General features: G+C 75.0%; 12 protein-coding genes. 3 read left to right on the plus strand and 9 right to left on the minus strand.

What is annotated here, in order from left to right:
- Window positions 1-218: 218 nt before the first annotated feature.
- The gene (locus ACWCXC_RS10135; RefSeq protein ID WP_450686322.1) at window positions 219-392 is read right to left on the minus strand and encodes a putative leader peptide; all 174 of its coding nucleotides are present in this window, start codon (window positions 390-392) and stop codon (window positions 219-221) included.
- A complete protein-coding gene (locus tag ACWCXC_RS10140) occupies window positions 389-1,594 on the minus strand; it encodes an ROK family protein (RefSeq protein WP_450887918.1) in 1,206 nt (401 codons plus the stop codon). Before ACWCXC_RS10140 ends, ACWCXC_RS10135 begins: the two co-directional genes overlap by 4 nt.
- A 591-nt stretch (window positions 1,595-2,185) precedes the next feature.
- Between ACWCXC_RS10140 and ACWCXC_RS10145 the strand changes: the two genes are divergently transcribed.
- Entirely contained in the window at window positions 2,186-3,136 is a 951-nt protein-coding gene (locus ACWCXC_RS10145; protein WP_450686413.1) for a TauD/TfdA dioxygenase family protein, read from the plus strand.
- 50 nt (window positions 3,137-3,186) lie between these two features.
- On the opposite strand, the gene ACWCXC_RS10150 is transcribed toward ACWCXC_RS10145, so the two are convergent.
- The 7 genes from ACWCXC_RS10150 to ACWCXC_RS10180 form a co-directional block, all read right to left on the minus strand.
- Window positions 3,187-4,362, minus strand: coding sequence for a 4-hydroxybenzoate 3-monooxygenase (locus ACWCXC_RS10150; protein ID WP_450887920.1), 1,176 nt, complete (start codon window positions 4,360-4,362; stop codon window positions 3,187-3,189).
- A 2-nt stretch (window positions 4,363-4,364) separates the two neighbouring features.
- Window positions 4,365-5,561 carry a bifunctional 3-oxoadipate enol-lactonase/4-carboxymuconolactone decarboxylase PcaDC gene (pcaDC, locus tag ACWCXC_RS10155; protein WP_450887922.1) on the minus strand — a complete coding sequence of 399 codons (1,197 nt, stop codon included), beginning with the start codon at window positions 5,559-5,561 and terminating at the stop codon, window positions 4,365-4,367.
- Window positions 5,562-5,686: 125 nt separating this feature from the next.
- Window positions 5,687-7,066 carry a 3-carboxy-cis,cis-muconate cycloisomerase gene (gene pcaB / locus ACWCXC_RS10160; RefSeq protein ID WP_450887924.1) on the minus strand — a complete coding sequence of 460 codons (1,380 nt, stop codon included), beginning with the start codon at window positions 7,064-7,066 and terminating at the stop codon, window positions 5,687-5,689.
- Window positions 7,053-7,640 carry a protocatechuate 3,4-dioxygenase subunit alpha gene (pcaG, locus tag ACWCXC_RS10165; protein ID WP_450686139.1) on the minus strand — a complete coding sequence of 196 codons (588 nt, stop codon included), beginning with the start codon at window positions 7,638-7,640 and terminating at the stop codon, window positions 7,053-7,055. Before pcaG ends, pcaB begins: the two co-directional genes overlap by 14 nt.
- Complete coding sequence (gene pcaH / locus ACWCXC_RS10170; RefSeq protein ID WP_450686138.1) at window positions 7,640-8,464, minus strand: protocatechuate 3,4-dioxygenase subunit beta; 825 nt, start codon at window positions 8,462-8,464, stop codon at window positions 7,640-7,642. The genes pcaG and pcaH overlap by 1 nt, the downstream gene beginning before the upstream one ends.
- Window positions 8,461-9,108 carry a CoA transferase subunit B gene (locus ACWCXC_RS10175; RefSeq protein ID WP_450686137.1) on the minus strand — a complete coding sequence of 216 codons (648 nt, stop codon included), beginning with the start codon at window positions 9,106-9,108 and terminating at the stop codon, window positions 8,461-8,463. Before ACWCXC_RS10175 ends, pcaH begins: the two co-directional genes overlap by 4 nt.
- On the minus strand, window positions 9,105-9,890 hold the full coding sequence (locus tag ACWCXC_RS10180; protein ID WP_450686136.1) for a CoA transferase subunit A: 786 nt from the start codon (window positions 9,888-9,890) through the stop codon (window positions 9,105-9,107). Before ACWCXC_RS10180 ends, ACWCXC_RS10175 begins: the two co-directional genes overlap by 4 nt.
- A 143-nt stretch (window positions 9,891-10,033) precedes the next feature.
- Between ACWCXC_RS10180 and ACWCXC_RS10185 the strand changes: the two genes are divergently transcribed.
- Together ACWCXC_RS10185 and abc-f are read left to right on the plus strand one after the other, a co-directional pair.
- Window positions 10,034-11,701 (plus strand): IclR family transcriptional regulator domain-containing protein, encoded by a 1,668-nt coding sequence (locus ACWCXC_RS10185; RefSeq protein ID WP_450887927.1) that lies wholly within the window; start codon window positions 10,034-10,036, stop codon window positions 11,699-11,701.
- A gap of 295 nt (window positions 11,702-11,996) precedes the next feature.
- Window positions 11,997-13,631, plus strand: coding sequence for a ribosomal protection-like ABC-F family protein (gene abc-f, locus ACWCXC_RS10190; RefSeq protein ID WP_450887929.1), 1,635 nt, complete (start codon window positions 11,997-11,999; stop codon window positions 13,629-13,631).
- The last annotated feature ends 21 nt before the right edge of the window (window positions 13,632-13,652 follow it).

Raw genomic sequence — 13,652 nt, forward strand, 5'->3', positions numbered from 1 at the left:
GGCACTTCACGGCGTGTCGCACACGTGCGGAAGGAGCGCGGGGCGGGGGAACGGCCGACGCCGGAAGACGTCCGCACGGAAGGGGTTCCGGGTCGCGTCGGCGGCTACCCGCTGCGGGCGGGTGGAACCGGGCACGGGCCCGTCCGGGGATCAGCCCCGGGGAGCCTCAGGACAGCGGGACCCGCCCGGAAGGAGCCGGGTGCACGGACCGGAGCCGGTCAGCGGACGGCACAGACCGCGCTGGCCTGCCGACAGAGGTCGACATGCCTGCGGGAGACGAGGCGCTTGTCCGGGTTCACGGGAGCAATATGACAGCGGCCCCGCCGGACGGTCAACCGGACCCGTCCGGATCCTGGACGGCGGTGACGGTCCGTCCGACGACCCCCGGTCACCGGTCGTCGGCTGCGAGAGGGCTTCTGAACAGCGGATTCAGGACGACCGTGCCGGCCGCGACGGGCAGCACCGCCGTCCCGGCATGCGGACTGACGATGCGCTCGGGGTCCCGGCAGACATGGGACAGGTCCACGGCGGCGCCCCGGATCTCCTCCAGGTAGTCGGGGTGCACCAGACTGGCGTGCTCGGTGACCACGACGACGTCCGGGTTGAGGACGTCGAGGAGCAGCGCGAGGGCCCGGCCGACCGCGCGGGCCCGTTCGCGCAGCAGCCGGTCCGCGCGCCGGTCCCCCGCCGCCGCGGCGTCCACCACCAGGAACGCGTCGGCCTCGGGCACGATCCCGCGCCGCACGGCGGTCGTGGCGAGCGCGGTGTTGGAGGCGGTGGCCTCCAGACAGCCGGTGCGCCCGCACGGGCAGCCCGCCGTCGAGTCCGGTACCGGCAGATGGGCCACGTCCCCGGCGCGCGATCCCGGCCCCTGGTGGACCACGCCCGCGATGCCGAACGCCGCGTCGACCACGTTGCCGACGAAGAGGTGGACCAGGCTGCGGCGGGCGGCGGGCCGGCCGAACAGGATCTCGGACTGGGCGACGGCACGGGCGTGGTTGTCGACCCGGACCCGGACTCCGCCCAGGTCACGGGCGAGTTCGGCGGCGAGGGGCCGCTGCCGCCAGCCGAGGGCGTCGTGCCGCACGGCCGTTCCGGTGCCGGGGTCGACCCAGCCGCCGAGGGCCGCGCCCACCCCGAGCAGCCGCCGGCCCGGGGCCGCGTCGGCGAGGAAGGCGCGCAGCCCGTCGGCGATCCGGCGGGCGCGGGCGCCGGGGTCCGTGCCGTCGTCGGGCAGGGTGCGCCGGGCCAGGAGCCGGCCGCGCAGGTCGACCAGGCCGAACGTCGAGGAGGGGACGCCGATGTGGACGCCGCCCACCACGGGCCCCCCGCTCGCCCCGGTGTGCAGATCGACGGGGATCTGCGGGCGGCCCACCCTCGTGACGGCCTCCCGCTCGGCCAACTCCCGTACGAGGCCCCGCTCCACGAGGTCGGTGCACTGGCGGGACACCGCGGCCGGGCTGAGTCCGGAGAGGTCCGCGATCGTGCGGCGGGCCACCGGTCCGTGGTCGAGGACGGTGCGCAGCACGGTGGCCGCGTTGGCCTCGCGCCGGCCGTCGCCGGCCGCCCGGAAGACGTACGGGGCTGCGGTCATGGGGCCTTCCTCCGGTTCCGCGACCCCGGGGGGCGGTCGCAACATTGCGGGGGCGTGAATTCGTGCCCGGCCCCGGAGCAGTCTGCGGGGCAGGGGGTGCGCCGCCCCCGGGCGGGCCGGGGAAAGCGCAGTTCAGCAGCGTTTTCCTGGTGTGCGCACGATGGGCCGACGGGGCCCGCGCAGGCGCCGATTGAACCACTCCTGGAGGCGTCGGGGGGCGGCCGGGGGCGCTTGACGCACGCCGGGGCGCGCTGCGAGTCTCCGGAACATGTTCGCGACGGCCTCCACCGATGCGCGGCCCGCCCGCGCCGGCCGCCCCGCACCCCGGCCCGGATGTCCGGGCCGCTGTACCGCCGCCTGACCCGGTTCCGCACCGCGCCCTGGCGACTCCCGCTTGGCGCGCCGGCCGCCCGCCGTTCCGTTCCGGAAGGGCATCCCTTTCCGCATCACCCACCCCGTGCACGGCTCCGTGCCGCGCCGGGCGGTGCCCGAGGGCCTTTTCTTCCGCTCCGACATCAATCAACTCCCCCGCCCGCAGGCTCTGTGCCGGAGCCGGGCGGGGACCGTTCTCTCCGAAGGGATCCACCCGTCATGACCACCACCGCACCCGCCACCGTCACCGTCCACAAGCTCGGCGGCCGGATCGGCGCCGTCATCTCCGGGGTACGCCTGGGCGGCGACCTCGCCCCCGAGACCGTCGCCGCGATCCGGGCCGAGCTGCTGGCCCACAAGGTCGTCTTCTTCCGGGGCCAGGACCATCTGGACGAGGAGAGCCACGAGGCGTTCGGCCGGCTGCTCGGTACCCCGGTCGCCCACCCGACCGTCCCGTCCGCCGACGGCCGCTACTCGCTCGGCATCGACTCGGACCACGGCGGCCGGGCCAACCAGTGGCACACCGATGTGACGTTCGTGCCCGCCTACCCGGCCTTCTCCATCCTGCGGGCCGTCGTCATCCCGCCGTACGGCGGCAACACCCTGTGGTCCAACACGGCCGCCGCGTACGCGGAGCTGCCGGCCGGGCTGCGCACCCTGGCCGACGGGCTTCGCGCGGTCCACTCCAACGACTACGACTACGTCGCGGTGCGTCCGGACGCCCTGCCGGAGGCGCTGGCCCAGTACCGCGAGGTGTTCACCTCCACGAAGTTCCTCACCGAGCACCCGGTGGTCCGGGTCCACCCGGAGACCGGTGAGCGGGTGCTGCTGCTGGGCAACTTCGTCCAGCGGATCACCGGGCTGAACGGACGGGACTCCCGGGCGCTCGTCGACCTGTTCCAGTCCCACATCGAGCGCCCGGAGAACACGGTGCGCTGGGACTGGCAGGTGGGCGACGTGGCCATCTGGGACAACAGGGCGACCCAGCACTACGGCGTCGACGACTCCGACACGCACGAGCGCAAGCTGCGGCGCGTCACCATCGACGGCGACGTCCCCGTCGGCACGGACGGCCGGACCTCCACGCTCCTCAGCCCGGAGACCGTGCCCGACCCGTCCTTCGGCATCCCTTCCGGCGCGTCGACGGCGTCGACGGCGGCGACCGCGTAGTCGCGGGTGCGATCGCGGGCGGGCGGCCCGGTGCCGCCCGCCCGCGGGGGTCACGGCAGCGGCAGGCCCGCGTAGTTCAGCGCGAGTTCGGCGGCGGCGTGCGGCGATTCCGCGATCCGGTCGAGCTGCGCGAGCTGGAGGCGGGTGTCGAAGCCGCTCCCGTCCGGCGCGGTGTGCAGGGTCGTGGTCATGAAGGACGAGAAGTGCTCGGCCCGCCACACCCGGCGCAGACAGGTGTCGGAGTATGCGTCCAGCAGTTCGGCCGAGCCGGTCGTGTGGAGCCGTTCCAGGGCGCGGGCGAGGACGACGACGTCGGCCGCCGCCAGGTTCAGGCCCTTGGCCCCGGTGGGCGGGACGATGTGGGCGGCGTCCCCGGCCAGCAGGACGCGTCCGTACCGCATGGGCTCGGTGACGGAACTGCGCATGGGCAGGACGGACTTGGCGGTGACGGGGCCGCGCCGCAGCTCCCAGTCGCCGTCGACGGCGAAGCGGGCGTCGAGCTCGTCCCAGATCCGGGTGTCGGACCAGTCGGCCGGGTCCGTGCCGTTGGGCACCTGGAGATAGAGCCTGCTGACCTCGGGCGAGCGCATGCTGTGCAGGGCGAAACCGCGCGGTGAGTGGGCGTAGATCAGCTCGTCGCAGGAGGGCGGCACGTCGGCCAGGATGCCGAGCCAGGAGTACGGGTAGACCCGGTCGTGGGTCCTGCGGACCGACTCCGGGATCGCGGCGCGGGTGACGCCGTGGAAGCCGTCGCACCCCACCACGTAGGCGCAGTCGAGCCGTTCCTCCCGGCCCCGGTGCGTGAAGCGGACGGCCGGCCGGTCCGTGTCCGCGCCCTCCACGGAGGTGACGGTCGCCTCGAAGAGCAGCGGCGGGCCGTCGTCGAGCTGGAGGGCGACGAGGTCCTTGACGACCTCCGTCTGGGCGTAGACCCAGACCCGTCGGCCGCCGGTCAGGGAGGGGAAGTCGATGCGGTGGGACCGGCGGTCCCAGCGCAGTTCGATGCCGTCGTGGACCAGTCCCCGGGCGTCGAGGCCCCGGGCGGCACCGGCCTCGCGGAGCGCGTCGACGGTCGGCTGTTCCAGGATGCCCGCGCGCTGGCGCCGCTCGACGTACGCGCGGTCGCGGCTCTCCAGAACCACGCAGTCGATGCCCGCGCGGTGCAGCAGCCGGGCCAGCAGCAGTCCGGCCGGTCCGGCCCCGACGATTCCCACGGTGGTCTGCACGGCTACTTCTCCTCTGCGGGCAGGGCGAGTTCGGCGAGGATGCGGTCGGCGGCGGCGAACGCGGAGTTGGCCGCGGGCACCCCGCAGTACACGGCCGCCTGGAGCAGCACCTCGCGGACCTCCCCGGGGGTGAGGCCGCCGTCGGAGAGCGCGGCCCGCAGATGCAGGTCGCGTTCCTCGTGGTGGCCGAGGGCGATCAGGGCGGTGAGGGTGAGGCAGCGCCGGGTGCGGTGGTCGAGGCCGGGCCGGGTCCAGACCTCTCCCCAGGCGTAGCGGGTGAGGAAGTCCTGGAAGTCGGCGGTGAACGGGCTCGTCCGGGCGGCGGCCCGGTCGACGTGGGCGTCCCCGAGGACCGTGCGGCGCACGGCCGTTCCGGCAGCGTGCCGGGAGGCGTCGTCGGCGGAGCGGGCAGCCGCGGCGGCGAAGTGGCCGGTGAGCGCGGCGGTGACGGCGGCGGGCGATTCGACGTTGGCGAGGTGGGCGGCACCCGGGAGTTCGAGGAGCGCGGCCCCGGGGATCGCGTCGGCGAGCGCGCGGGCGTCGGCCACCGGGGTGGCCGGGTCCTCGCGCCCGGCGACGACCAGCGTGGGCGCGGTGATCCGCCCCAGGGCGTCGCGCAGATCGTAGGTGGCGAGGGCCTCGCACAGCGCGGCGTACCCGGCGGGGTCGACGTCGTGGAGACCGGCGAGCAGGGTGCGGGCGGCCGGTTCGTCCGCGAAGTCCCCGGTGAACCAGCGGCCGGCCGCCGTGGCGGCCACGGGCCCCATCCCCCGGTCGCGTACGAGCGCCGCGCGCTCGGTCCAGGCGCGCGGCTCCCCGAACCGCGCCGAGGAGCACACCAGGGCGAGCGCGCTGATCCGGTCGGGGTGGTGGACGGCGAGCCAGGTGCCGACGGCTCCTCCGAGCGAGATGCCCGCGTACGCGAACCTGTCGATGCCCAGCGCGTCCGCGAGGCGCAGCACCCGCGCACCGAGACCGGCGACCCCGCCGCCGGGCGCGGCGGGCGAACCTCCGTGCCCCGGCAGGTCCCAGCGCACGACGCGGTGGTTCCGGGCCAGGGCCCCGGTCTGCGCGTCCCAGACGGTCAGTGCGGTTCCGAGCGAGGGCCCGAGGAGGAGCGGCGGCGCGGTGGGCGAACCGTCCTCGCGGTGGTGGAGCGGACCGGTGGTGGGGAGTCCGGACGGGTCCGGGGATGGCATGGGTCCTCCTGGTGGCCGCCACGAGGGCGGGTCGGGGCGGCGGGTCGGAACGGATGCGGTGCGGTTGCGCGGGCGGGGGCCGTGGTGCCGTGTCCGTGCGGTGCGGCTGCGTGGTGGCGTACGACTCAGAGGCGCGCCGGGCCCCGGCGCAGCGCGTGGTCGACGAGGGGGCCGGCGGCGCCGGTGTAGCCGGAGGGGTCGGTGAGGGCGGCGAGGTCGTCGTCGGCCAGGACGCCCGCGAGGGCGGGGTGGGCGGTGAGGGCGTCGCGGAAGGCGATCGGTTCGCGGGCGGTGCGGGCCGCCGCCTCGGTCACCGCCGTCCGGGCGGCGGCGCGTCCGAGACGTGGGGCGAGCGCGGCGGCGATCCGTTCGCTGACGACGAGTCCGCCGGTCGCGTCCAGGTTCTCCCGCATGCGGCCGGAATGGACCCGCAGCCCCTCGGTGAGCGCGGCGGCGGCCTCGGCGGCACCGCCGGTGGTGCGCAACGCCTCGCGCAGGGGCTGCCATTCGGCGTGCCAGGCCCCGGGCGGGCGTTCGTCCTCGGCGGCGACCGCGCCGTACAGGACGGCGGCGAGCGCGGGTACCTGCCGGGCCGCCGAGGCGATGAGCACGGCGCGGGCGGGGTTCGCCTTGTGCGGCATCGCGGAGGAGCCTCCCCCGCCGCCCTCCGCGAGTTCGCCGATCTCGGTGCGGGAGAGGACCAGGACGTCCGCCGCGATCTTCCCGAGGGCGCCGGAGGTGAGGGCCAGTGCCCCGGCGAGGTCGGCGACGGGGGTGCGCAGGGTGTGCCACGGGAGATCGGGGACGGCGAGTCCGGTCTCGGCCGCGTATGCCTCGACCAGGCGGATCGCGGCCCCTGGGTCCGGTTCCACCGGGTCGGTGAAGGCCGCCAAGGTACCTGCCGCGCCGCCGAGTTGAACGGGAAGCCGGGCCAGGACGGCGGCGAGGCGGTCGCGGGCGTCGAACACCAGGGAGCGCCAGCCCGCCGCCTTCAGGCCGAAGGTGGTCGGGACGGCGTGCTGGGTGAGGGTGCGCCCGGCCATCGGCGTGTCGCGGTGCTCGGCGGCGAGGCGCGCGAGGGCGGCGGCGGTGCGGTCCAGATCGGCCAGGACGGTCCGCAGCGCCCCGGCCGCGACCAGCATGGCCGCCGTGTCCAGGATGTCCTGGCTGGTCGCGCCCCGGTGCACCTGGGCGGCGGCCTGCGGGGAGTGCGCGGCGACGGCGGCCGTCAGGTCGGCGACCAGCGGGATGACCGGGTTGCCGCCGGCGCGGGCGCGGGCCGCCAGGGAGCCGAGGTCGTATCCCCGTGCGTCGCCCGCCGCGGCGACGGCGCGCGCGGTCCCCGGCGGGGCCTGGCCGAGCGCTTCGCGCGCGCGGACGAGGGCGGTCTCGGCGTCGAGCAGGGCCTGGAGGTACGCCGCGTCACCGGTCGCGTCCGCCACGGCCGTTCCGGCCCGTACGGGTGCCAGCAGTCCGATGTCGGCGGCGGGGTCAGCCGAAGTCAAGGAAGACCGTCTCCTCGTGTACGCCGTCGTGCTGCAGACGGATGTCGAAGCGGTGGACGCCGTCGCCCTCCGGCACGGTGATCAGGGTCGCACGCCGGGCGGCGGGCAGGCCCGCGAGGAGCCGGTCGGTGCCGAGGCCGGGGGCGTCGTGCAGGTAGGCGCGTGTGTACAGGTGGTGGGTGAGTCCCCGGGCGAAGACCGCGAGCGCGACATAGGAGGCGCCGCCCGGAGCCAGGGTGCGTACGGCGTAGTGGCCGTCGGCGTCCGTGGCGACCCGGCCGAAACCGGTGAAGGCGAGGCCGTGGCGGCCGGCGACCGCGCCGGTGACGGGGTCGCGGCGCAGCGAGCCGGGGGCCCCGTTCCGCGATCCGTCGGGCGCCGGCTGCCACACCTCCACGAGTGCGTCCGGCACCGCCGCCCCGGCTCCGTCCAGGACCCGGCCGTGCACGACGAGGGCGTCGGGGTGTCCGGGCGGGGCGAGGTCGCCGCCCCCGGTGAAGGGCAGGGCGTATCCGTAGAAGGGCCCGACGGTCTGCGACGGGGTGGGGCCGGGCGGCGGCGGGGTGGCGGGCATCAGCGGCCTTCCTCGGTCCAGGTGGCGGACGGGCCGTCGAGGACGATGTCCCAGCGGTAGCCGAGCGCGTACTCGGGCACGGACCGTTCGTGGTCGTACGCGGCGACGAGCCGTTCGCGCGCGGCGTCGTCGGTGACGGACTGGAGGATCGGGTCGTAGCGGAAGAGCGGGTCGCCGGGGAAGTACATCTGGGTGACGAGCCGCTGGGTGAACGCGGTGCCGAACAGCGAGAAGTGGATGTGCGCGGGGCGCCAGGCGTTGGTGTGGTTGCGCCACGGATAGGCACCGGGCCTGATCGTGGTGAACGCGTAACCGCCCTGGTCGTCCGTCAGACAGCGGCCGACGCCCGTGAAGTGGGGGTCGAGCGGGGCGGGGTGCTGGTCGCGCAGATGGGCGTAGCGGCCGGAGGCGTTGGCCTGCCAGATCTCGACGAGCTGGCCGCGCACGGGGCGGCCGGAGCGGTCGAGGACGCGGCCGGAGACGGTGATGCGTTCGCCGAGCGGTTCGCCGTGGTGCTGCCGGGTGAGGTCGTGGTCGAGGTCGGTGACGTCGGTGACGCCGAAGACGGGGCCGGAGAGTTCGACGGCCTCGGGGTCCTCGCCGACGGCGATCAGGGGGTTGCGGGGGTGGCGCAGGGTGCTGGAGCGGTAGGGGGCGTAGTCCCGGGCGGGGTGCGGGCGGGCGGGGGCGCCGGCCGCGAGCGCGGCGGCGTAGGCGGAGCGGGCCGCGTCGATCTCGGCGCTGATCCCGGCCTGGTCCGGCGGGCGCGGGGCGGTGTCGCTTCCGCTCGGGTGCGGTATGCGCGGGGCGGCGGGGGCGGTCATGCGGGTCGGTCCTCTCGTTCCCGTACGGGGGCGTCGGTGCGGGCGCGCACCTCGGCGGCGTCGACGCCGGGCGCGGTCTCGACCAGGAGCAGTCCGTCGGGGGTGATGTCCAGGACGGCCAGGTCGGTGATGACGCGGTGGACGCAGGCGCGCCCGGTGAGCGGCAGGGTGCAGCGCTCGACGAGTTTGGGGCTGCCGTCCTTGGCGGTGTGGGTCATGGTCACGATGACGCGGCGTGCCCCGTGCACGAGGTCCATGGCGCCGCCGATGCCGGTGACGAGCTGTCCGGGCACCGCCCAGTTGGCGAGGTCGCCGCCTGCGGAGACCTGCATGGCGCCGAGTACGGCGGTGTCGATGTGACCGCCCCGGATCATGGCGAAGGAGAGCGCGGAGTCGAAGAACGACGCGCCCGGCAGGACCGTCACGGTCTCCTTGCCCGCGTTGATGAGGTCGGGGTCGACGTCCTCCTCGTACGGGAAGGGCCCGGTGCCGAGGATGCCGTTCTCGGACTCCAGGACGACGTGCACGTCCGGGGGCAGGTGGTTGGGGATCAGCGTCGGCAGGCCGATGCCGAGGTTGACGTACTCGCCGTCCCGCAGTTCGGCGGCGGCGCGGGCGGCCATCTCCTGGCGGGTCCAGCTCATCGGCGGCCGTCCTCGTCGGGGCTGGGGCGGGGGGTCACGGTGCGCCGCTCGATCCGTTTGTCGGCGGCCTGGGCGGGGGTGAGCGGGACGACGCGGCGGACGAAGACACCGGGGAGGTGGACCCGGTCGGGGTCGATCGCGCCGGGTTCGACGAGCTCCTCGACCTCGGCGACGGTGATCCGGCCGGCCATGGCGGCGAGCGGGTTGAAGTTGCGGGCGGCCTTGGCGAAGACGAGGTTGCCGTGCCGGTCGCCCAGGGCGGCCCGGACGAGCGCGAAGTCGGTGCGGATGCCGCGCTCCAGGACGTGCGGGACCCCGTCGAAGTCGCGGACCTCCTTGGCCGGGGAGGCGACCGCGACGCCGCCCCGCCCGTCGTAGCGCCAGGGCATGCCGCCGTCCGCGACGAGCGTGCCGACCCCGGCCGGGGTGTAGAAGGCGGGGATGCCGGCCCCTCCGGCGCGGAGGCGTTCGGCGAGGGTGCCCTGCGGGATGAGTTCCAGTTCGAGTTCCCCGGCCAGGTACTGGCGGCCGAACTCCTTGTTGGCGCCGATGTACGAGCCGGTGACCCGGCTGATGCGCCCGGCGGCGAGCAGGGTCGCGAGCCCGGACTCCTGGGCGCCGCAGTTGTTGGAGACGACGCGCAGGTCGCGGGTGCCCTGGGCGTGGAGGGCGGCGATCAGGGTGTCGGGGACGCCGCTGAGCCCGAATCCGCCCACCGCGAGCGAGGCGCCGTCCGGCACGTCGGCCACGGCCCGCGCGGCGGAGGCGACCACTTTGTCCATGGGACGGCTCCTCACGTGTTCGCATAGTGAAGTTTCTTTCACTATTCTTGGCCCGGAGTCTGCCGCCGCCCCGGCCCCCTGTCAACGGCCGGCGCCGCCGCCCGCTTCATTACTGTGTCCCCACCACGCACCACGGAGAGCCGATGCCACCGACCCCCACCGACCGCGCGACCGGCACAAAGCCGCCCGCCGAGGCCGTCACCCCGCTGATCCGGGGCATCGCCGTGCTGCGCCGCCTCACCGACGCGGGCGGCGCGATGAGCCCGAGCGCCCTGGAACGCGCCACCGGACTGGCCCGTTCCACCGTCGACCGGATCGTCGCGACGCTGGCCCGGATGGAGTACGTCCGGGTGGAGGGCCGGGACGTGGTGCTCGCCCCGCACCTGATGGAGCTGGGCAACGCCTATCTCTCCGCGCTGCGCCTCCCGGACCTGCTCGGCGGGCGCGCCGACGCCCTGGCCGACGCGCTCGACGAATCGGTCTCCCTCGCGGTGGCCGACGGCGACGGGATCCGCTTCGTCCATCAGGCCACCCGGCGCCGGGCGATGTCGCTCAGCTTCCGCATCGGTGATCCGCTGCCCGCCGAACGAACCGCCCCCGGACCGCTGTTGGCGTCCGGCTGGGACGAGGAGGACTGGCGGTCGTGGCGCGAGGGCCGGGCCTCGGACCCGGACGGTACGGCCTTCCCGGCGGCGCCGCCCCGGCCGCCGGCCGACGAGGCGGAATTCGCCGCGCGCGCCCGGCGGGCGGGGCGGGACGGCTGGGCCCTGGACGACCAGCTCATCGAACCGGGACTCGTCGCCCTCGCCGTACCGGTCCGCTCCCCGGACGGCTCCCCGGCCTGCTTCCTCAGCATCGTCAGCCACACCAGCCGGCACACCGCCGACTCCCTGCGCGAGACCCTGCTGCCCCGGCTGCTGACGGCGGCCGGGGAGATGGAGCGGGACCTGCGCCAGGCACCGCCCGCCGCCGCCCCGGACTCCCCCACCGCGCTCGCCTCCTGGACCGGCGCGTCCAAGCAGGAGCTGGGCCGCGACTTCAACGAGTCCCTGGCCCGGGGGCTGAGCGTGCCCACGGCCTTCGGCGCGGGCCGCGAGGCGCTCACGCTGAGCGAGGTGGCCCGTGCCACCGGACTGGCCAGGGCGACCGCCCGGCGGGCGCTGATCACCCTGGAGCACCTCGGCTACGTCACCGTGCGGGACCGGACGCACCGCCTCACCCCCCGCGTCCTCGCCCTCGGCTACCCGCCGCTGTCCCGGGCGACGCTCCCCCAGATCGCCCAGCCGCATCTCGCCGCGCTCACCGAGCGGGTCCGGGACTCGGCCTCGCTCGCCGTCCTGGCCGGGGACGAGGTGCAGTACGTCGCACGGGTGGCGACCCGGCGCATCATGAACGTCAACATCACGGTGGGGACGCGCTTCCCGGCGTACGCGACCTCCATGGGCCGGGTGCTGCTGGCCGCGCTGCCCGAAGAGGAACGCGACGCCCGGCTGGCGCGGAGCGCGCCGCACGCCCTCACCGAGCACACCGTCACCGACCGGGACGAGCTGCGCGCCGCCCTGGACACGGTCCGTGCCGAGGCGTGGGCCCTGGTCGACCAGGAGCTGGAGGCCGGCCTGCGCTCCCTGGCCGTTCCGGTCCGGGACCGCCGAGGCGCGGTGGTCGCGGCGGTGAACGTGGCCATGCACGCCAGCAGCCGCACCCTTGAGGAGTGCGCCTCGGAGGTGCTGCCCGCGCTGCGCGACGCCGCCTCCCGCATCGAGGCCGATCTCCACCTGACCGAACGGTTCGTCCGCGTCCCCGCCCTGTGAACCTCGCGGGGCGACGGCCGCGCGGCGCCCCGTGAGGTTCACAGGGCGGGGTAAATCCACGGGCCCCGCCGGGGGCCGGCTGTTAAGATCGTCGTGCTGTGCGGCGACGGGCCGCGTACGACGAGGAGACCAGACATGGCAGGCGACGACGACATCTCCGGGTGAGACCCGGTAGTGATCGGCCACCGCGGGCGCCCGGAAGCGTCGGCGAAGTGGCCATCTCGTTGTCCCTTTCGGCCATTCTCCGGACGGCAGTCCGTGCCGGTTCCGGAATGCACACCCTGAGGTCTTCCGCATGTCCGACGCATCCATCATCTGCTCCCAGCTCTCCTTCTCCTGGCCCGACGACACCCCTGTCTTCGCCGGGCTCTCCTTCACCGTGGGCCCCGGCCGCACGGGTCTGGTCGCACCCAACGGTTCGGGCAAGAGCACCCTGCTCAAGCTGATCGCGGGCGAGCTTCGCCCCACCGCCGGTTCGGTCACCGTGGAGGGCACGCTCGGCTATCTCCCGCAGAGCCTTCCGCTGACCGGAGATCTGTCGGTGGCCGAGGTCCTCGGTGTCGACGCGGTGATCCGCGCGCTGGACGCCGTGGAGTCCGGCGACGTGGACGAGAAGCACTTCGCCGTGATCGGTGACGACTGGGACATCGAGGAGCGCACCCGCGCCCAGCTCGACCGGCTCGGTCTGGGAGGTCTCGCGCTGGACCGGGGCATCGGCACGCTCAGCGGCGGCCAGGTCGTCTCGCTGGGCCTGGCCGCGCAGCTGCTGAAGTCGCCGGACGTCCTGCTGCTGGACGAGCCGACGAACAATCTGGACCTGGACGCCCGCCACGCCCTCTACGACACCCTGGAAGGGTGGAACGGCACGCTGCTGCTGGTCAGCCACGACCGTGCGCTGCTCGACCGCATGGACCGCATCGCCGAGCTGAACGCCGGTGAACTGCGGCTGTACGGCGGCGACTTCACGGCGTACGAGGAGGCCGTCCGGGCCGAGCGGGAGGTCGCCGAGAAGAACGTCCGCAACGCCGAACAGGAACTCAAGCGCGAGAAGCGGGAGATGCAGCAGGCCAAGGAGCGGGCCGAGCGCCGGGCGAGCAACGCCGCCCGCAACCTCAAGAACGCGGGCCTGCCGCGCATCTTCGCCGGGAACATGAAGCGCGGCGCCCAGGAGTCCGCGGGCCGGGCCGGTCAGACGCACGCCGCCCGGGTCGGCGAGGCCAAGGCCCGCCTCGACGAGGCGGGGCGCGCCGTGCGCGACGACCAGCACATCACGCTCGACCTGCCGGACACCGACGTCCCGGCCGGGCGGACGGTGCTGCTCACCGAAGGGCTCCAGGTCCGCCTCGGTGACCGGGACCAGTTCGCCGCGCCGGGCATCGGCCTCACGATCCGGGGCCCCGAGCGCATCGCGCTGACCGGACCCAACGGCGCGGGCAAGAGCACTCTGCTGCGCCTGGTCAACGGCGATCTGGAACCGTCCGGCGGCAGCATCAGGCGGGCGGACGGGCGGATCGCCTATCTGTCGCAGCGCCTCGATCTGCTGGACCCCGCCCGCACGGTGGCGGAGAACTTCGCGGACTTCGCCCCGCACCGCACGGAGGCCGAGCGGATGAACCTGCTGGCCCGCTTCCTCTTCCGCGGGGACCGCGCCCATCTGCCGGTCGCCGTGCTGTCGGGCGGGGAGCTGCTGCGGGCCACGCTGGCCTGTGTGCTGTGCGCGGAGCCGGCCCCGCAGCTGCTGCTCCTGGACGAGCCGACGAACAACCTCGACCTGGTCAGCGCCGACCAGCTGGAGAGCGCGCTCGGCTCGTACCGGGGCGCGTTCGTGGTCGTCAGCCACGACGAGCGGTTCCTGGAACGGATCGGGGTGGGGCGCCGGCTGCGGCTGGCGGACGGGAAGCTCACGGAGGCCGGGGCGCCGCTGTCATGACCTCCTGACGTGCGGTTCCGG

The sequence above is a fragment of the Streptomyces sp. NPDC001515 genome, assembly GCF_053597115.1.

Bases quoted from the DNA above. Each gene is read 5' to 3' on its own strand.
- ACWCXC_RS10140 (WP_450887918.1), bottom strand. From the start codon at position 1,594: ATGACCGCAGCCCCGTACGTCTTCCGGGCGGCCGGCGACGGCCGGCGC.
- pcaDC (WP_450887922.1), bottom strand. From the start codon at position 5,561: ATGCCATCCCCGGACCCGTCCGGACTCCCCACCACCGGTCCGCTCCAC.
- pcaG (WP_450686139.1), bottom strand. From the start codon at position 7,640: ATGCCCGCCACCCCGCCGCCGCCCGGCCCCACCCCGTCGCAGACCGTC.
- ACWCXC_RS10145 (WP_450686413.1), top strand. From the start codon at position 2,186: ATGACCACCACCGCACCCGCCACCGTCACCGTCCACAAGCTCGGCGGC.
- abc-f (WP_450887929.1), top strand. From the start codon at position 11,997: ATGTCCGACGCATCCATCATCTGCTCCCAGCTCTCCTTCTCCTGGCCC.
- ACWCXC_RS10175 (WP_450686137.1), bottom strand. From the start codon at position 9,108: ATGAGCTGGACCCGCCAGGAGATGGCCGCCCGCGCCGCCGCCGAACTG.
- ACWCXC_RS10180 (WP_450686136.1), bottom strand. From the start codon at position 9,890: ATGGACAAAGTGGTCGCCTCCGCCGCGCGGGCCGTGGCCGACGTGCCG.
- ACWCXC_RS10185 (WP_450887927.1), top strand. From the start codon at position 10,034: ATGCCACCGACCCCCACCGACCGCGCGACCGGCACAAAGCCGCCCGCC.
- pcaH (WP_450686138.1), bottom strand. From the start codon at position 8,464: ATGACCGCCCCCGCCGCCCCGCGCATACCGCACCCGAGCGGAAGCGAC.